Below are 17704 nucleotides of genomic sequence, written 5' to 3'. Positions count from 1 at the left end.
AATATTCCGTTCGCCTTATTTTCAGAACAGACTCACGCGAAACCCCGGATTCAGAAAAGATTCCCGCGGCGTATAATCAAGCGTCTTACCTGTCCAGTCAGTCACATGTGCGCCGGCAGCCCTGGCGACAGCATGTCCGGCCCCGGTATCCCAGATATTGGTCGGCCCGAAACGCGGATACAATTGCGCTTTCCCTTCAGCCACCAGACAAAACTTCAGCGATGACCCAACGGCAACGGTTTGATGCTCACCTAACTGTTGCAGGTATTCCTCTAACTCCGCATCACCATGTGAACGGCTCACTACCACCAAAGGAGGATGGGCTTCCTGTACCCGAATCTCCGTCCGGACCCCGTTTTCTTCTTTCCAGGCTTTACCGTCGGCGGCCAGATACATCAGACCACTGGCAGGTGCGTAAACAACGCCAGTCACCGGCACGCCCTGCTCTATCAGTGCGATATTTACGGTGAACTCACCATTACGCTGAATAAACTCTTTTGTGCCGTCCAGGGGGTCAACCAGCCAGTAACGCTGCCAATGACGGCGTTCTTCCCAGTCTGTCGGTGACTCTTCAGAAAGCACCGGGATCTCCGGTGTGAGCTGCGTCAGTCCGTTAAGGATCACATGGTGTGCAGCCATATCTGCGGCAGTCACCGGCGAATTATCAGCCTTATGCGAAACTTCAGCAGGATGAGCGGCATGATAAATCTCCATAATTTCCAGTCCGGCATCCCGTGCCAGCTGGCAGATTTGTTCCAGCATCATTCACCTCATTACTTTCGGCACCCCGCGAACAGGTGCGTTATCTTCAGCATGTTCCGTCAGTGTAACCGATTTTTTTCTATAACGCAGACCCCGGGAATTGTGATAAGTCCGGATTCCGGGAATAAAAAAAGCCGGTCATCTGACCGGCTTTATAACTGTCCTGAACGACAATTTATTACAGGATTTCTAACAGCTCAACTTCAAATACCAGTGTGCTCAGTGGCGGGATAGATGCTCCGGCACCACGCTCACCGTAGGCCAGCTGCTGAGGAATAACCAGTTCCCATTTAGAACCGACCGGCATCAGCGTCAGGGCTTCAATCCAGCCAGCAATCACGCCGCTGACCGGGAATTCCGCAGGCTCGCCACGCTGAACCGAACTATCAAAGACCGTTCCGTCGATAAGTTTACCGGTGTAATGCACACGCACGCGATCCTGACGAGAAGGGATAGCCCCCTCACCTTGCTTCAGCACACGGAACTGTAAGCCCGACTCGGTGCTGTTAACACCTTCACGCTGACGGTTCTCTTCCAGATATTTCAGGCCTTCTGCTGCCATCTGCTGCGTACGTTCCTGACGAACAGCGTCAGCACGCTCATGGACTTCACGCAGTGCGCGATGAACGACATCTACAGGCACAGCGGGCGAGTTTCCTTCCAGCGCATCACGCAGGCCGGCCAGTAACGCTTCAGGCTGTAAACCCTGTAAACCTGATTCCAGCAGTTGCTGTCCTACTTGCAGACCAATACCATAACTTGCCTGCGCTTCAACGCTATCAAAAGAAAGAGTCGTCATTTCTGTTCCTGATTTATCAACTATATGTGAAACGAAAGCATAACAGCGCATGCTTCCCGGGTAAAACCGAACCTGTCACTGATGACTTTTTTTTACGAAAGATGAAGAATATGACACTTAAAATGCAGATATCCGTCGTTCTGCTATAAACACTATGACGGTATATCAATCCCCGGGTATCACCCGTGTTATAAGCGAGAAACTCTATGGGCCATTTCGCCCGTCGGCAACACAACGGAATCCGTAACCGAATCACGGAAACACTGAAGTCATATCAAGGCCTGGTCAGGAAAGGGATATCCCCGGGCAAGGGAGCGGCTATGCGTAAACAGAGAATTAACGGTAGCACAACGTTTGTCAGCGCGATGGGGCACTGGCCAGAGAAGCTGCACTGGATGGACCCACTCTCGCTGTTTCATCGCTGGGGTATTTTTGCCGGAGTGGTCTTGCTGATCGTGGGGTTTCTGCTGCCGGGCGAGACACAACAGTTTCCGGTGGAACATGCCATTACACCGCCATCGTCCACGGTCATGCAGGCACAACTGGATAACCCTCAGGACAATACTGTAGCCTCGCCGCCGCCATCTTCTGATGATCCACAGGGACAATGGCATAGCTACCCTATTGCTGCCGGACAAACACTGGCGCAGTTATTCCGCGACAACAATTTACCTGTCGGGGATGTGTTTGCTATGGCCGATGTGGAAGGCCAGGATAAACCGCTCAGTAACTTACAGACCGGCCAGGAAGTGAGATTACGAATTAATGACCGCGGTACAGTGACCGGGCTGACTCTGGCGACGAAAAAGGGTCAGGTACTCTTTATACGTCAACAGGATGGCACTTTTCTTCAGGCCCGTTGATACCCACCGTAAAAACGCAGAGCGCTGAAAACAAAAACGCCGGCACAAGGCCGGCGTTTGTATGTTGTCTGCGATTACGCAGCAACAACGTTAACAACCAGTTTAGCAACAACGTCGCTATGAACCTGGAAATTAACTTCGTACTCACCAGTAGTGCGCAGAACGCCTTCCGGTAAACGTACTTCACCTTTAGCAACTTCAACACCTGCTGCAGACACTGCATCAGCAATGTCACGTGCGCCGATAGAACCAAACAGTCTGCCACCGTCACCGGCTTTAGAAGTAATGGTTACAGTACCCAGTGCGTTGATTTTCTCAGCACGGGCATTGGCAGCAGCCTGAGTTTCAGCCTGTTTGGCTTCCAGCTCTGCACGACGAGTTTCGAAAAACTCGATGTTAGTTTTGGTCGCAGGGACAGCTTTGCCCTTTGGTACCAGGAAGTTACGAGCGTAGCCCGCTTTAACGTTAACCTGATCACCCAGGTTACCCAGGTTTGTTACTTTATCAAGCAGAATAACTTGCATTACCTTATCCTCTCAAAGTCGTTAATGGACAGTGGCCGATTACTGATGACGATCAGTGTACGGCAGCAGAGACAGGTAGCGCGCGCGCTTGATAGCACGGGCCAGCTGACGCTGGTATTTTGCGCGAGTACCGGTAATACGGCTCGGTACAATTTTGCCACTTTCAGTGATGTAGTTTTTCAGCGTTGCGATATCTTTATAATCGATCTCTTGAACGCCTTCCGCGGTGAAACGGCAGAACTTGCGACGACGGAAATAACGTGCCATTAGGCTAGTCTCCAGAATCTATCAATTCAATCTGCTCGGCATGTAACACCATTTTGCTCTGTCCTGTCGCTGCCTGATGGCAGTGCAGGAAACCGTCAAGAATGAGTTGCGTGCCGACCGTTATATGTTGAGTAATCTGCAGGTGTGCTGTACCACTGACAATGACAGGAATACGACACCATGCATGCCGGGATAATCCGGCTTCCTCCTGCATCGATTGGTGCTCAAGCACAAACTGGCAGTGAGGAATTCCTGAGGGGCTGGTCTTTCTGACGACTCTGCCACAGACATTGCCGGACAGACGCAGACGATTCGCCACCGTCATGGATTACTCTTCAGAATCCTCAGCACTTGAGTCATCAGAGGTTTCGTTAGCGAAGTCTTCACGACGATCACGACGTTCTTCTTTCGCTTTAACCATCGGAGATGCTTCAGTTACCGCGTTTTTAACGCGCATAACCATGCTACGGATAACGGCGTCGTTGAAGCGGAAGTTAGTTTCCAGCTCATCGATAACGCTCTGCGGAGCTTCTACGTTCAGCAGAACGTAATGTGCTTTGTGCAGTTTGTTGATCGGGTAAGCCAGCTGACGGCGACCCCAGTCTTCCAGACGATGGATCGTGCCTTCAGCACCAGTGATAGCACCAGTGTAACGCTCGATCATGCCAGGAACCTGCTCGCTCTGGTCAGGATGGACCATAAATACGATTTCGTAATGACGCATCGGTTGCTCCTTACGGATTATTCAGCCTCCTGTCAGGGTCAGCCGCGGCCCATGGAAGCAAGGAACGTGTTAAAATGCGGCTGAAAAATTGACGCGTAATAATACTGATACGGTGCCCGAAACTCAAGCAAATAAATCGTTAAATCACGTGACCGGGGAAAACAGCCACAATATCTGCAGGCTCCCCCGTAAAACGGGCAGCAGAATACCCCGATACCCGGTGATCCTCAGAATTAACGATATACTTAACCCAATACCATGACGGACTGAGGATATTATGAAATTAAGCACAATGGCTCTTTTCACTACCCTTTGCTGCACAGGGGTTTCTTTTACTGCCCTGGCCCAAACGCCCACACTGAGCAGCCTGGTGGCCAGTCCGCAGGGGGGCACCGCCTTTGCTCAACTCATTGCCCATCAGCACCTGCCGGACTGGATAAAAAAAGGCGGGGTTGAAAGCCCGATGCAGCAGGTGACGCTCAAGGGCATTACTTATCAGGTATACAGTACCTGCAAGCCCCATGATTGTGCCAGCGAGAATTTTGCGCTGATTTACTCCCCCGCCGAAAACACGATGAGCGGCCTGTATGCCCGTAATGATGAAGCCCGACATCGTGAACAGTTACAGTGGCTGAATATCAGCGATGCCCTGTCGATTGACGGTAAAACCGTTTTATACGCCGCCCTTAGCGGCAGCCTGCAGAACCACCCGCAGGCATTTAATTATTGCAGATAACTGACCGATGTACCGTAAGTCCCTGCCGGCCTGTGGAGATCTGAGATGCACCGGCTAACTCTGGTACTCCCCCTTCTTTTCGGGCTTAGCGGCTGCGCCTTGCTGACGCCTGCACCGGTTCCCCGCCCCCCTTTGCAGCCCTATGCTCAGGAACTGAGCCGAAGCATGACGTACGACCTGTGTAAAACCGGAGAGGTGCATGTGGTTGTCCGGGGTTCACCGGACGATGCACAACGAGCTATCGCAGATAAAGCTAACCGGACGGGCGTCCGCTGGTATCGCATTATTATGGTCAGTGAAACGGTCATTCCGGGGAGGTGGTACGCAGAGGCAATCTTTTACGGAACCTATGCCGGTTCCTGTGCGGTAAGCGCTCCACAGCCCTGAGCGGGCTGCAGAGCACTGCCCTGCAAATCAGCTCTGACGCTGACGCACGGCTTCAAACAGACAAATCCCTGTCGCCACAGAGACATTCAGTGAAGACACACTGCCTGCCATCGGGATACTGATCAGTTCATCGCAATGTTCACGGGTCAGACGGCGCATTCCTTCACCCTCAGCTCCCATGACCAGGGCCATCGGGCCGGTCATTTTGCTCTGATACAATGTATGATCCGCTTCGCCTGCAGTTCCGACGATCCAGATATGGTATTCCTGCAACAAACGCATCGTGCGCGCCAGGTTGGTCACACGGATCAGCGGAACTGTCTCCGCCGCACCGCAGGCCACTTTTTTGGCGGTCGCATTCAGCGAGGCTGAGCGATCTTTCGGCACAATGACGGCATGTACCCCGGCAGCATCTGCACTACGCAGACAAGCGCCGAGGTTATGGGGGTCGGTCACACCGTCGAGGATCAACAGAAACGGCTGTTCGGTTTTTTCCAGCAGATCCGGAAGGTCACCTTCCTGATACTGGCGGCCGGGTTTCACCAGCGCCACAATCCCCTGATGCACAGCACCTTCGGCTTTGCTGTCCAGCCACTGGCGGGTTGTGACCTGAACCGCAACCCCCTGAGTTTCCAGTGCGGATACCAACGGTTGCAGGCGACGATCATCGCGCCCTTTCAGAATATATACTTCCTGAAAACGTTGAGGATCACGCTCCAGTAAGGCTTCAACGGCATGAATGCCAAAAATTATTTCGCTCATAACTCAGTTCAATGGTTAGACGTTAAATATCAGGCACAGGCTCCCGAAGGGAACCTGTGCTGTTGAGATCAGTCTGCTTTTTTAGTCACAGACTTATCTTTTTTTGCTGCCCGCTTCGCTTTGGTCGCGGCGGCGATTTTACGTGTTTTCTCCGAGACTTTTTTAACTTTCTTCACCGGAGCTTCTGTCACAGTCTCTTTCGCCGCAGGCTTCTTTTTCCCGCGTTTTTTACCGGATTTTTTCTTCTCACTGCGGAAGGTTTCATCCGCTTCGAAGTTAGCCCCGGAGCGCGCGCCTTTACGGCTTTTGCCCGCCGCGGTACCCGCTTTAGCGTCTTTTTCTCGCGCCGTTTTTCCTGCACCGCGCGGCTGACGTTTGCTGGAGATCAGGGCGAAATCGATTTTACGTTCGTCCATATGGACAGCTTCAACACGGACTTCAACAATATCCCCCAACCGATAGGTATGCGCACCGGACTCTCCGATCAGTCGCTGACCGACCGGGTCAAACCGGTAATAGTCATTGTCCAGGCTCGATACGTGTACCAGACCATCAATAAACAGGTCGCTCAGACGGACAAAGAAGCCGAACCCGGTCACACTTGAGATAACACCACTAAAGGTGTTTCCGACCTGGTCCTGCATGAAATCACATTTCAGCCAGTCCGCCACATCACGGGTGGCCTCATCTGCACGGCGCTCTGTCAGAGAACAGTGCTGGCCGAGCTGCAACATCTGTTGCATATCATAGTGATAGCCGCCGGTCGGTGTCGTGTTCCCCTGTAATTCATTAGCATCTTTAGCCAACAGGTATTTAATGGCCCGGTGCAGTAATAAATCAGGATAACGACGGATAGGCGACGTAAAGTGTGCATAGGACGTCAATGCCAGACCAAAGTGACCGCGGTTCTCCGGGTCATAGACTGCCTGTTTCATTGAACGCAGCAGCATGGTTTGCAGCATTTCCGCATCCGGACGCCCCGAGATCTTCTCCAGCAATTCTGAATAATCCACAGGTGCCGGTTTCGTTCCGCCAGACAGAGTCAGGCCCAGCTCACTCAATACGGTACGGAAGCTTTTGATGCTGTCATCAGAAGGACGGTCATGGTCACGGAACAGCGCCGGTTCCTGATGTTTTTCGACAAAGCGTGCCGAGGCAATATTTGCCAGGATCATGCACTCTTCAATCAGTTTATGTGCATCATTACGCGCGGTTCGCTCGACACGCTCAATACGACGATCGGCGTTAAAAATAAATTTCGCTTCTTCCGTTTCGAAAGAAATACCACCACGCTGAGCACGGGCCTGTTCCAGCACCTGATACATGCGGTGCAATTCTTCCAGGTCGCCGACCAGCGGGGCATACTGTTCACGCAGTTCTTCATTGCCCTGCAGGATATTCCACACTTTGGTATAGGTCAGGCGCGCATGCGAATTCATGATCGCTTCATAGTGCTTATAGCCACTGAGTTTACCGCTGGCCGAGATGGTCATCTCACAGACCATACACAGGCGGTCGACCTGAGGATTCAGCGAGCACAGCCCGTTGGACAGAACCTCCGGCAACATAGGCACGACCTGTGAAGGGAAGTAAACCGATGTACCACGCGCCTGTGCTTCGTTATCAAGCTCAGTGCCCGGACGGACGTAGTAGCTGACATCCGCGATAGCTACCCACAGACGCCAGCCGCCACCGCGTTTTTTCTGGCAGTAAACGGCATCGTCGAAGTCACGGGCATCTTCACCATCAATGGTGACCAGGGGTAACTGACGCAGGTCAACCCGTCCGGCTTTCGCCTTTTCCGGGACCTGTTCACTGAGCGCCGCCATTTGCTGTTCAACAGCTTCCGGCCAGTCATGCGGGATTTCATGGGTCCGTAAGGCCATATCCACAGCCAGCCCGGTGCCCATATTATCCCCGAGAATTTCGATCACCCGGCCAATCGCTTTTGCTCTGCGGGTAGGGCGTTTTTCCAGCTCCACCACCACGACAGCGCCCATGCGGGCATTCTGAGTATGTTCCGGCTCAATCAGAATATCAAAACTCAGACGGCTATCATCCGGGACAACAAACCCCGCCCCGGCATCGACAAAATAACGCCCGACGATCTGGTTGTTACGGGGTTCAACAACGCGGACCACCCGGGCTTCGCGGCGACCACGACGGTCTGCACCTGCCGCCTGCGCCAGAATAATGTCGCCATGCATACAGAACTTCATCTGCTCAGCAGATAAATAGAGATCATCCTTCGCGTTTTCGAGTCTCAGAAAGCCATAGCCATCACGGTGGCCGATAACTTTTCCGCGCAGCAAATCCAGCCGCTCCGGTAAGGCATAGCACTGGCGGCGGGTAAATACCAGCTGACCGTCTCTTTCCATCGCACGGAGGCGACGGCGCAGTGCTTCGGTTTGTTCTTCGCTGGTGATATTAAGTTCCTGTGCCAGCTCATCGCGGCGTGCAGGTTTCTCGCGTTTTTCCAGATGAGCAAGGATAAACTCCCTGCTGGGGATCGGGTTTTCGTATTTTTCCGCTTCCCGTTGCTGAAAAGGGTCTTGTGACATAGGTACCTCCGATGTCATGAATGTGTATTTACCACAGCGGCATCCGTGATAAGAATTTTATATAAATTGTTGTTATCTCTAACGATATCCGCAAGCGTATAGGTGTCCAGTTCTTTCAGAAATTGTTCCATTGCACTATATAACGCTGCTTTCAGGCGGCAAGCCGGGGTAATAGCACACTCATCACAATTCACTAACTGCAAAGGCTCCAGTCGCCGGACGACGTAGCCCAGGTTAATCGCCTCTGCGCGCATCCCGAGGCGGATCCCGCCATTTTTACCACGACTGGTCTGAACAAAGCCTTCGTGGCTCAGCTGATTAATAATTTTGACCATGTGATGCCGTGAAACTCCATAGACATCAGTCACTTCAGTGATACTGGTCATCTGGCCTTCCGGCAATGTCGCCATAAAAATTAATGCCCGAAGAGCGTAATCTGTAAAGCTGGTTAGCTGCACTGTATCCCCGGAATGTATACCGAACAAACATTGATGAACGGCAGGTAAGCAAAAGGCATCTCTGTGTACTGATAATAAACCAGAGTCCGGATTTGCGGAGAATTATTTAAGTAACCGATGAACTTGATCAGCAAACAGAGGGAAATTGCAGTTGATGGCAGGAGAGACAAAGGCCGGAAAAATTCCGGCCAGAGTATGATTAAGCATCAAACGGGTCGCGTAAAATCATCGTTTCACTGCGATCGGGACCGGTGGAAATAATATCGATCGGTACTCCGGTAAGTTCTTCAATACGCTTAATATAGTTGTGCGCTGCCTGCGGCAACCCTTCAGGCGTTTTCACACCGAAAGTACTCTCCGTCCAGCCTGGCATTGATTCGTAAATCGGCTCAATGCCTTCCCAGCCTTCTGCAGCCAGTGGCGTGGTCGTTACTTCACGGCCATCAGGCATACGGTATCCGACACAAATTTTGACGGTCTCTAATCCATCCAGCACGTCCAGTTTGGTCAGGCAGAAACCGGATAATGAGTTGATCTGCACTGCACGACGGACGGCAATAGCGTCAAGCCAGCCGGTACGACGACGACGACCTGTCGTTGCGCCAAACTCATTACCTTTCTGCCCCAGATATTCACCGACATCATCAAACAGTTCTGTCGGGAAAGGACCTGCACCCACACGGGTAGAATAGGCTTTTACAATCCCCAGGACATAATCAACATAACGTGGTCCCAGTCCGGAACCTGTTGCTACGCCACCTGCGGTTGTGTTTGAAGAGGTGACATACGGGTAAGTACCGTGGTCAATATCCAGCAGCGTTCCCTGTGCCCCTTCAAACATCACCAGATCACCGCGTTTACGCGCGTTATCCAGTAATTCAGAAACATCCACCACCATTCCGGTCAGGATGTCAGCAATCGCCAGTACATCGTTCAGTACTTTATCGTAATCAACGGCTTCGGCTTTGTAGTAATGAACCAGCTGGAAGTTGTAATACTCAACAATTTCTTTCAGCTTAACGGCAAAGGTTTCTTTATCAAAAAGATCACCAACACGCAGACCACGACGGGCAACTTTATCTTCGTACGCAGGACCAATGCCGCGTCCTGTGGTACCGATAGCTTTATCGCCACGGGCCTTTTCGCGTGCCAGATCCATCGCCACATGATACTGAAGGATCAGCGGGCAGGCTTCGGATAGCAGGAGACGTTCGCGTACAGGAATTCCGCGATCTTCCAGGCCTTTCATCTCTTTCATCAGAGCTTCAGGTGATAATACGACGCCGTTACCAATGATGCTGGTAACGTTTTCACGCAGAATACCTGATGGAATTAAGTGGAGGACGGTTTTCTCACCGTTGATGACAAGTGTGTGACCGGCATTGTGGCCGCCCTGGTAACGGACAACATAATTAGCACGTTCAGTCAGAAGATCTACGATTTTACCTTTGCCTTCATCACCCCATTGGGTGCCAAGGACGACAACGTTCTTACCCATTTTCCAAAACCACCGATTGCTTAAAAAAGGATTCTACCATCTGAAAAATTCACTTTCAGCATTTTTAGCATACGATTGCGCACTTTTTTTGACGTAATTCTCATCATGCTGCTATACGTGGTATCCCATGACAGGCCGGACGTCTGTCTTTACAGGCATCAGCGGCTCACCATATAAAAGATAACCATACCGGCAACCACCAGCCCGCCGCCAAAACGGCGCAGCAGGGTGTCCGGTAGCCGTGTCATTGCCGTAATGAATTTCCGCCAGCCGCCCGGATACAACATCGGGCCCAACCCTTCAAGAACCAATACCAGGGCCAGAGCCATCCATATTGTTGAATTCATAGTCTTTATCCAATAAAAAAGGCCGGCGATGGGCCGGCCTGAACATTTAACACCGCCTGTCAGTGCGTCGTCTGAGCGGGTGATTTCATAAACCTTAAGAAATCACTGTCCGGGCTCATCACGATCACATCACGATCACCTTTAAAACTATTTTCATAAGCGCGCAGGCTTCTGACAAAGGTAAAGAAGTCCGGATCTTTACTGAAGGCATCCGCAAATAATTTTGTGGCTTCTGCATCCCCTTCACCCCGGGTGATCAGCGCCTGGCGTTGTGCTTCTGCCAGTGTTTTGGTCACCTGATAATCGGCCTGGGCGCGTATTTTCTCAGCTTCTTCCTGGCCCTGAGAACGCTGGCTACGGGCAACAGATTCACGTTCCGCACGCATACGGTTATAAATCGCATCAGAGACTTCCGCCGGTAAGTTGATTTGTTTAATGCGGACATCAACAACATCAATACCCAGTGCTGCCATACTGTTCGGATTCACGGCCGCGACTTTGCCCTGAGTTTCTTTCTCTACCCGGGCTGCCGCACTGGCAATAGCATCGTCTGCTGCCGGCGTCCGGACGTCATCATCCACCCCGGCACTCCCGGTATTCAGTGCATCACGCACATCGGTGGTCAGACGGCCCCGCGAATCAGTCACAATGTCTTTCACATCCAGCCGGCCCATTTCTGAACGCAGACGGTCACTGAACTTGCGTTTCAGTAACAGCTCTGCCTGAGAAATATCTCCCCCGCCGGTCGCCAGGTAATAGCGACTGAAATCACTGATACGCCATTTGATATAGGAATCGACAATCAGATCTTTCTTCTCTTTGGTCACAAAACGATCCGCCTGGTTATCCATCGTTTGAATACGTGCATCCAGGGTTTTCACTGTTTCAAAGAACGGGATTTTGAAATGCAGGCCTGGCGAATAGACCAGTGGCTTGTTTTCATTATCGCGTAATACTTTACCAAAGCGAACAACGATGCCCCGCTGCCCTTCCGGCACAATAAACATTGAGGTGAACAGCAGTACCAGCACGACCACTGCGACAACTATTACAGATTTACGCATTATTCCTCTCCTTCGCGCAAGCCATCATTACGCAGTGCATTCGCTCTGCGCTGATCCATAATGCTTTCCGTCGATAATGACGACGTATTACGACGTGTATTAACGGTAGAAGAGGCTGCTGATGGAGCTTTCAGCGGAGGGACGGTTTGACGAGCCCCGTGACTTTGCGAAGTTGATCCGCCATTCATTAATTGATCAAGGGGAAGTACCATCAGATTATTGCTTTTATCCCCGACAACCACTTTGCGGGTTTCGGATAATACCCGTTCCATGGTATCGATATACAGACGCTCTTTGGTTATCTGAGGTGCCGCTTTATATTCCGGCAGGATTTCAGAGAAACGAGCGACCTCACCCTGCGCTTCCAGTACCGTCCGTTCTTTGTACGCACGGGCTTCTTCCAGAATACGCTGAGCCTGTCCATTGGCGCGCGGCTGAACTTCGTTAGCATAAGCCTCGGCTTCACGCACGTACTGCTCACGGTTTTCACGTGCAGCAATCGCATCATCAAATGCGGCTTTCACCTGCTCCGGAGGACGAGCTGCCTGGAAGTTAACATCCAGTATGCTGATCCCCATATGGTATGGACGGATCGTTTCTTCAATTTCACGCTGGGTTTCACTGCGGACCACAGTCCGGCCTTCCGTCAGTACACGATCCATCGTCGAGCGACCAATCACACCACGTAAGGCACTGTCTGTCGCCTGGCGCAGGCTGTCATCCGCATCGGTGACGGAATAAAGATACTGTTCAGGATCGGTGACCTGATATTGGACGTTCATTTCAACATGAACCACGTTTTCATCAGACGTCAGCATCGCTCCGGAAGTCGCGAGCTCTCTGACGGCCTCAACGTTAACGGCACGCACATGGTCGATAAAGGTCGGCTTCCAGTTCAGGCCGGGTTCAACCAGATGGCTGAACTTACCAAAACGGGTAACCACCCCACGTTCTGCTTCACCGATAGTGTAAAAACCACTGGCTGCCCAGACCACCACCGCAATAAGTACCACCACGCCGGCGATTTTTCCGCCCGGCTGACCGGTACCGCCTGATTTTGATCCGCCAAATTTACCCAGCTTCTCGCTGAGTTTACGGAATACATCGTCTAAATCAGGGGGTCCCTGATCACGCCCGCCACGATTATCCCCGGGGTTAGCGCCTTTTTTATTGCGGCTCCCCCAAGGATCGCGGTCCTGTCCGTTATTACCGGGCTGATTCCACGCCATGCTTACACTCCATTTATAGTAATTGCGGTGAAAATTTTAAGTGCGGTGGTATCGGATACTGAGATACGTCGTTCTGGTATTGAAAAAATAAATCAGACAATATAATCAATCACAGATGGCTCCTGCTTACACATCCTGCGCCAGTCAACGACGGGCATCCGGATGTGCAGGCCTGTGCTGCCATCATCTTCATTCCATTCTTTTTCGATCGCATGTAACTGGTAAAAGCGGCTGCGTAACTTACCGGCATGAGGCGGCAGACGTAATTCGTACTGAGCAATTTCCCCCGCCAGACGTTCAGAAAGCGCCTGCCAGAGCAAAGGAATGCCGGCACCGCTTTGTGCCGATAACCAGACACGGACCGGCATATTCTCTTCATTGCGATCGATTCGCGGCTCAAAACCTTCCAGCCGGTCTATCTTATTCATCACCAGTAATGCCGGGATTTCATCGGCTTCAATTTCGGCCAGCACTTCATCGACGGCATCAATATTTTCATCCAGACGCACATCCGCCGCATCGACAACATGCATCAGCAGCGATGCCTCACGGGTTTCCTGTAACGTTGCTTTAAATGCAGCCACCAGGTCATGCGGCAGGTGACGAATGAAACCCACCGTATCGGCAAGAACCACATCCCCGACATCCGCGATATGCAGACGGCGTAACGTAGGGTCCAGCGTGGCAAATAACTGGTCAGCGGCATAAACGTCAGCCGACGTCACCTTGTTAAACAGGGTGGATTTCCCGGCGTTGGTATACCCCACCAGCGACACAGTAGGAATATCCGCTTTTGCCCGCGCCTGACGCCCCTGTTCACGCTGCTTTTCCACGCGACTCAGGCGCGAGAGGATCAGACTGATGCGATTACGCAGTAAACGGCGGTCCGTTTCCAGCTGGGTTTCGCCGGGCCCGCGCAAACCTATCCCGCCTTTCTGACGTTCCAGGTGAGTCCAGCCTCTGACCAGCCGTGTCGCCAGATGACGTAACTGAGCCAGTTCAACCTGCAATTTACCTTCATGGGTACGAGCACGCTGCGCAAAAATATCGAGGATCAAGCCGGTACGATCAACGACCCGGCACTGACAGATAGCTTCCAGGTTACGTTCCTGGGCCGGGGATAATGCATGATCAAACAGGACGACGGAGGCACCGGTCGCTTTGACCGCATCAGCAATTTCCTGTGCTTTTCCTTCGCCCACAAAATATTTGGGGTGGGGCGCCTTGCGGCTACCGGTCACTACCTGCAGGGCTTCTACGCCCGCAGAAGATACGAGTGTTTCAAATTCCTGTAAATCTTCCTGATCCCGGTCCTGGGTAAACCAGATATGGACCAGAACAGCCTGCTCGCCAGCTTCATAACGCTCAAACAAGCGAAAACCTCTCTTAATAAAAAAACCAGGGCGGCGGCCTTGTTACAGACACCGACCCTGGAATTACAGTGACAAATTACTCTGCGCTATCACCGTCTTGTTGTGACTGAGCAGATGCAGTTCCATTATTATGATAGTTACTGCCACCCGCCGGCGCATTAGTGTGGTGAGATACCGGTCGTGACGGTACTACCGTAGAGATAGCGTGCTTATACACCATCTGGCTGACGGTATTTTTTAACAGAATGACGAATTGATCGAAGGATTCGATCTGACCTTGCAATTTAATACCATTAACCAGATAAATCGAAACCGGTACACGTTCGCGACGCAATGCGTTTAAAAACGGGTCTTGTAATGATTGCCCTTTAGCCATTCTATCTTTTCCTTATATGCTTGTTGTTTATTATTTCAGAACCAACAGTTTAAAATTGCGAAAATTTTGCGCACGGTAACCCGTCAATTGTACACAATCACCCAATGTTAGCACTAACTACCTTCATTATTGCTTCCTGTGCTAACAGAGGTTGATCACTGTCAAGCCAGTGGACATTTTCCCATCCCCGTAACCAGGTGATCTGCCGCTTGGCCAGCTGTCGTGTCGCGCAGATCCCGCGAAAAACCATTTCATCGTAATCGATTTCACCCGATAACCATGACCACATCTGGCGATACCCTACACAGCGGACAGAGGGCATATCTGTATGCAAATCACCCCGCATAAATAATTTTCGCACTTCTGTCTCAAACCCCGACGCCAGCATCTGCTGAAAACGCAATGCGATGCGCTGGTGCAACAATTCGCGACTGGAGGGAGCAATTGCAAACTGTATGACATCATAAGGTAACGCTTCGCCAGATGTTTTTGTCAGCCCTGTTAAAGTTTTACCTGAAATATAGAAAACTTCCAGTGCCCTCGACAGTCTCTGGGGATCATTCGGATGAATACGATGCCCTGCTTCAGGATCAATACGGCATAAATCCTGATGAAGCGCTTCCCAGCCTTCCGCTTCCGCTCTTGCTTCTATCTGTCGGCGAATTTCCGGGTCAGCCGCAGGCAACGGGGATAACCCCTCCAGTAATGCTTTGTAATAGAGCATTGTCCCGCCCACCAGCAATGGAATACGCCCGCTCTGTGAAATTTCATTCATTTCTTTCAGAGCATCACGGCGAAACTCTGCCGCCGAATAGGCCTGTGCCGGGTCACGAATATCCAGCAGACGATGCGGCGCCAGTGCCAGTTCTTCTGCGGAAGGTTTGGCTGTCCCGATATCCATACCTTTATAAATTAATGCAGAGTCGACACTGATAATTTCTACCGGCAGTTTCTGGCGTAATGCTATGGCCTGGGCCGTTTTACCGGAAGCCGTCGGCCCCATCAGGAAAATAGCCTTTGGCCGGCCGGACTGATTTATTTCACTCATTTTTCAACGCTTCAAATACATTGTTTAAATCTACTGCCTGTAATAATCCGGCGGGAGGAGCGGTCACCAGTGACGGTGTCAGCCTCTCCAGGTCTGCCAGTAAAGCAATAGCCTGTGAGTGATTCCATTCAGAGTGTCCGGTGTTACAGCGGGTTGCCAGCCATCGGGCAAGCTGCTCTGCACTGACCTCTGATTGTCGGGCAAGATAGCCTAACAGCTCCGGAATCAAGTTTTGTAAATTTTGTGTGCGCAATGGTAAAGGCACCCCACGCAATGTGACATGCTGGGCATCCGTCGCAAACTCCAGCCCCATAGACTGCAACGATTCACTGTGTATGGACAGTGCCTGACGCTCTGATTTTTCTGTTTTCAGCCGGACAGGGATCAGTAAGGGCTGAGAGCGCAGAGGGGCCTCCCCCGGCTGCAACTGAGCCTGGATAAGCCAACGCGAGGCCACTGGCAGAGAAATAAGTTGCAGTCCCTCCTGATGTTCGGTCAGCGCATAGGCCTGACGCAGAACGGTCAGCACCCGGCCAAAACTTCGCGGGTGTGAGGCTAATGGCACGCCGGGATCCGCTGACTGACTCCGCTCCGGGGCTGAAACCTTCTCCTGTGCTGACGCCGGTAGCTGAGCCGAAGAGAGCATCCGCTGGTACAGCTCCCCTTCCCGGGTCTGATAACGCGGTGCGGTATAGGAGACCGGGGGCGTAGCCCCGGCACCGCGGCTGGCGGTTTGCTCCCGCCTCCGGCCACTGTCATCGGCCGGCACCGCACCGCGGTCGGCCGTCGCTGGCCGCGTTGGTGAAGCATACAGGTTCTCCCCGGCGGCGCTTCTGTTCGTTGCCCCGGAGGTCACCGGTGTCTCCGTCATCTCCGGCAGTGTTTCCGTCGCACTTTGTAACGCACTCAGTACGCCCTGGTAAATAAAGTCATGGACCAGTCGCGATTGGTGAAAACGGACTTCATGTTTTGCCGGATGAACATTCACATCAACCTGGTGCGGGTCGATGGTCAGGTAAAGGACATAGGCGGGCTGCTGATCTGCTCCCAGTTTATCCTGGTAGGCCTGCCGGATAGCGTGATTGATGAGTTTATCGCGCATCATACGGCCATTCACATAGCAGTACTGTAAGTCTGAGAACTGCCCTGCCGCACGGGGGTCTGCCACCCAACCGGTCAGGCCCAGAGAATCATGCTGCCATTCGAGATGCAGAGCATGTTCAAGGAAGGCGGACCCGCAGATGGCGGCCAGCCGGCGCTCCTGCTGCTTCTGTTCACTGGCTGCGCGGTAATGACGAACCCGTTTACCATTGTGGCTGAGGGAAAACTCCACATCAAAACGCACTAAGGCAATGCGGCGGATCACTTCATCAATATGTGCAAATTCAGTTTTTTCGGTACGCAGAAACTTTCGCCGGGCCGGGGTGTTATAGAACAGGTCCAGGACTTCCAGAGTGGTACCGCAGGGATGCGCTGCCGGTTTGAGAGAAACGTCCATTTCCCGCCCCTGAGCATACGCCTGCCATGCCCCTTCCTGCGCTTCCGGACGGGAGGTCAGTGTCAGTCGTGACACCGAACTGATACTGGCCAGGGCTTCACCGCGAAACCCCAGGCTCATAATGGCTTCCAGATCATCCAGGCTGGCGATTTTACTGGTCGCATGACGGGCTAATGCCATCGGGAGTTCATCTTTCGCTATCCCGCAACCATTATCACGGATGGATATCCGCCTGGCGCCACCTTTATCAATTTCTATCTCAATGCGGGTCGCCCCGGCATCCAGGCTGTTTTCTGTCAGCTCTTTAACGACCGAGGCCGGTCTTTCAACCACTTCTCCGGCGGCGATTTGGTTCGCCAGTTGAGGTGGTAATATTTTTATTGTCATTCCCTTCCTCACAGAACGTTGATGACCAGAAGTTCTCTTCT

20 protein-coding genes are annotated in these 17704 nt (G+C 52.1%); 3 read left to right on the top strand and 17 right to left on the bottom strand.

Annotated features, from left to right (window positions below):
- Positions 1-21: 21 nt before the first annotated feature.
- A complete protein-coding gene (cysQ, locus tag GTPT_RS05085) occupies positions 22-762 on the bottom strand; it encodes a 3'(2'),5'-bisphosphate nucleotidase CysQ (RefSeq protein WP_025901099.1) in 741 nt (246 codons plus the stop codon).
- Positions 763-940: 178 nt separating this feature from the next.
- On the bottom strand, positions 941-1561 hold the full coding sequence (gene bamJ / locus GTPT_RS05080; protein ID WP_025901098.1) for a BamJ family beta-barrel-assembly machinery protein: 621 nt from the start codon (positions 1559-1561) through the stop codon (positions 941-943).
- A gap of 320 nt (positions 1562-1881) precedes the next feature.
- Between bamJ and GTPT_RS05075 the strand changes: the two genes are divergently transcribed.
- Entirely contained in the window at positions 1882-2424 is a 543-nt protein-coding gene (locus GTPT_RS05075) for an OapA family protein (RefSeq protein WP_038010994.1), read from the top strand.
- A gap of 74 nt (positions 2425-2498) precedes the next feature.
- Here GTPT_RS05075 and rplI read toward each other — a convergent pair whose 3' ends face one another.
- Genes rplI through rpsF form a run of 4 tightly spaced genes read right to left on the bottom strand, consistent with a single transcriptional unit; the run spans position 2499 to position 3939 of the window.
- Positions 2499-2948 (bottom strand): 50S ribosomal protein L9, encoded by a 450-nt coding sequence (gene rplI / locus GTPT_RS05070; protein WP_025901096.1) that lies wholly within the window; start codon positions 2946-2948, stop codon positions 2499-2501.
- Between the two features lie 39 nt (positions 2949-2987).
- Positions 2988-3215, bottom strand: coding sequence for a 30S ribosomal protein S18 (rpsR, locus tag GTPT_RS05065; RefSeq protein ID WP_000135199.1), 228 nt, complete (start codon positions 3213-3215; stop codon positions 2988-2990).
- Between the two features lie 4 nt (positions 3216-3219).
- Entirely contained in the window at positions 3220-3540 is a 321-nt protein-coding gene (gene priB, locus GTPT_RS05060) for a primosomal replication protein N (RefSeq protein ID WP_025901095.1), read from the bottom strand.
- 3 nt (positions 3541-3543) lie between these two features.
- On the bottom strand, positions 3544-3939 hold the full coding sequence (gene rpsF, locus GTPT_RS05055; protein WP_025901094.1) for a 30S ribosomal protein S6: 396 nt from the start codon (positions 3937-3939) through the stop codon (positions 3544-3546).
- A 277-nt stretch (positions 3940-4216) separates the two neighbouring features.
- Between rpsF and GTPT_RS05050 the strand changes: the two genes are divergently transcribed.
- Positions 4217-4675 carry an Ivy family c-type lysozyme inhibitor gene (locus GTPT_RS05050; protein WP_029991298.1) on the top strand — a complete coding sequence of 153 codons (459 nt, stop codon included), beginning with the start codon at positions 4217-4219 and terminating at the stop codon, positions 4673-4675.
- Positions 4676-4720: 45 nt separating this feature from the next.
- A complete protein-coding gene (gene bsmA, locus GTPT_RS05045) occupies positions 4721-5062 on the top strand; it encodes a biofilm peroxide resistance protein BsmA (RefSeq protein ID WP_025901092.1) in 342 nt (113 codons plus the stop codon).
- 27 nt (positions 5063-5089) lie between these two features.
- Here the strand turns inward: bsmA and rlmB are convergent, their stop codons facing one another.
- From rlmB to mutL, 11 genes are all read right to left on the bottom strand, one after another.
- On the bottom strand, positions 5090-5824 hold the full coding sequence (rlmB, locus tag GTPT_RS05040; RefSeq protein ID WP_025901091.1) for a 23S rRNA (guanosine(2251)-2'-O)-methyltransferase RlmB: 735 nt from the start codon (positions 5822-5824) through the stop codon (positions 5090-5092).
- 68 nt (positions 5825-5892) lie between these two features.
- Positions 5893-8385 (bottom strand): ribonuclease R, encoded by a 2493-nt coding sequence (rnr, locus tag GTPT_RS05035; protein WP_029991300.1) that lies wholly within the window; start codon positions 8383-8385, stop codon positions 5893-5895.
- A gap of 14 nt (positions 8386-8399) precedes the next feature.
- Positions 8400-8843: a nitric oxide-sensing transcriptional repressor NsrR gene (gene nsrR / locus GTPT_RS05030; RefSeq protein WP_025901089.1), complete on the bottom strand. Its 444-nt coding sequence runs from the start codon at positions 8841-8843 to the stop codon at positions 8400-8402.
- A gap of 199 nt (positions 8844-9042) precedes the next feature.
- Complete coding sequence (locus GTPT_RS05025; protein ID WP_025901088.1) at positions 9043-10341, bottom strand: adenylosuccinate synthase; 1299 nt, start codon at positions 10339-10341, stop codon at positions 9043-9045.
- Between the two features lie 158 nt (positions 10342-10499).
- Entirely contained in the window at positions 10500-10688 is a 189-nt protein-coding gene (locus tag GTPT_RS05020; RefSeq protein ID WP_029991301.1) for a DUF2065 domain-containing protein, read from the bottom strand.
- A gap of 59 nt (positions 10689-10747) precedes the next feature.
- On the bottom strand, positions 10748-11752 hold the full coding sequence (hflC, locus tag GTPT_RS05015) for a protease modulator HflC (protein ID WP_025901086.1): 1005 nt from the start codon (positions 11750-11752) through the stop codon (positions 10748-10750).
- Entirely contained in the window at positions 11752-12981 is a 1230-nt protein-coding gene (hflK, locus tag GTPT_RS05010) for an FtsH protease activity modulator HflK (protein ID WP_029991302.1), read from the bottom strand. Before hflK ends, hflC begins: the two co-directional genes overlap by 1 nt.
- A 92-nt stretch (positions 12982-13073) precedes the next feature.
- Positions 13074-14354 carry a ribosome rescue GTPase HflX gene (hflX, locus tag GTPT_RS05005; RefSeq protein ID WP_025901084.1) on the bottom strand — a complete coding sequence of 427 codons (1281 nt, stop codon included), beginning with the start codon at positions 14352-14354 and terminating at the stop codon, positions 13074-13076.
- A 76-nt stretch (positions 14355-14430) separates the two neighbouring features.
- Positions 14431-14730 carry an RNA chaperone Hfq gene (hfq, locus tag GTPT_RS05000; RefSeq protein WP_025901083.1) on the bottom strand — a complete coding sequence of 100 codons (300 nt, stop codon included), beginning with the start codon at positions 14728-14730 and terminating at the stop codon, positions 14431-14433.
- A gap of 97 nt (positions 14731-14827) precedes the next feature.
- Positions 14828-15778: a tRNA (adenosine(37)-N6)-dimethylallyltransferase MiaA gene (gene miaA, locus GTPT_RS04995; RefSeq protein WP_025901082.1), complete on the bottom strand. Its 951-nt coding sequence runs from the start codon at positions 15776-15778 to the stop codon at positions 14828-14830.
- A complete protein-coding gene (gene mutL / locus GTPT_RS04990) occupies positions 15771-17663 on the bottom strand; it encodes a DNA mismatch repair endonuclease MutL (RefSeq protein ID WP_029991303.1) in 1893 nt (630 codons plus the stop codon). Before mutL ends, miaA begins: the two co-directional genes overlap by 8 nt.
- Positions 17664-17704: the final 41 nt, after the last annotated feature.

The organism is Tatumella ptyseos ATCC 33301 (assembly GCF_000735525.1).
Lineage (GTDB): Bacteria > Pseudomonadota > Gammaproteobacteria > Enterobacterales > Enterobacteriaceae > Tatumella > Tatumella ptyseos.
The sequence above is the reverse complement of the archived record's forward strand: the minus strand, read 5'-3'. Positions and strand labels throughout refer to the sequence as shown.

Coding starts and splice junctions, on each gene's coding strand:
- cysQ (WP_025901099.1), bottom strand. CDS start 762: ATGCTGGAACAAATCTGCCAGCTGGCACGGGATGCCGGACTGGAAATT.
- bamJ (WP_025901098.1), bottom strand. CDS start 1,561: ATGACGACTCTTTCTTTTGATAGCGTTGAAGCGCAGGCAAGTTATGGT.
- GTPT_RS05075 (WP_038010994.1), top strand. CDS start 1,882: ATGCGTAAACAGAGAATTAACGGTAGCACAACGTTTGTCAGCGCGATG.
- rplI (WP_025901096.1), bottom strand. CDS start 2,948: ATGCAAGTTATTCTGCTTGATAAAGTAACAAACCTGGGTAACCTGGGT.
- rpsR (WP_000135199.1), bottom strand. CDS start 3,215: ATGGCACGTTATTTCCGTCGTCGCAAGTTCTGCCGTTTCACCGCGGAA.
- priB (WP_025901095.1), bottom strand. CDS start 3,540: ATGACGGTGGCGAATCGTCTGCGTCTGTCCGGCAATGTCTGTGGCAGA.
- rpsF (WP_025901094.1), bottom strand. CDS start 3,939: ATGCGTCATTACGAAATCGTATTTATGGTCCATCCTGACCAGAGCGAG.
- GTPT_RS05050 (WP_029991298.1), top strand. CDS start 4,217: ATGAAATTAAGCACAATGGCTCTTTTCACTACCCTTTGCTGCACAGGG.
- bsmA (WP_025901092.1), top strand. CDS start 4,721: ATGCACCGGCTAACTCTGGTACTCCCCCTTCTTTTCGGGCTTAGCGGC.
- rlmB (WP_025901091.1), bottom strand. CDS start 5,824: ATGAGCGAAATAATTTTTGGCATTCATGCCGTTGAAGCCTTACTGGAG.
- rnr (WP_029991300.1), bottom strand. CDS start 8,385: ATGTCACAAGACCCTTTTCAGCAACGGGAAGCGGAAAAATACGAAAAC.
- GTPT_RS05025 (WP_025901088.1), bottom strand. CDS start 10,341: ATGGGTAAGAACGTTGTCGTCCTTGGCACCCAATGGGGTGATGAAGGC.
- GTPT_RS05020 (WP_029991301.1), bottom strand. CDS start 10,688: ATGAATTCAACAATATGGATGGCTCTGGCCCTGGTATTGGTTCTTGAA.
- hflC (WP_025901086.1), bottom strand. CDS start 11,752: ATGCGTAAATCTGTAATAGTTGTCGCAGTGGTCGTGCTGGTACTGCTG.
- hflK (WP_029991302.1), bottom strand. CDS start 12,981: ATGGCGTGGAATCAGCCCGGTAATAACGGACAGGACCGCGATCCTTGG.
- hfq (WP_025901083.1), bottom strand. CDS start 14,730: ATGGCTAAAGGGCAATCATTACAAGACCCGTTTTTAAACGCATTGCGT.
- miaA (WP_025901082.1), bottom strand. CDS start 15,778: ATGAGTGAAATAAATCAGTCCGGCCGGCCAAAGGCTATTTTCCTGATG.
- mutL (WP_029991303.1), bottom strand. CDS start 17,663: ATGACAATAAAAATATTACCACCTCAACTGGCGAACCAAATCGCCGCC.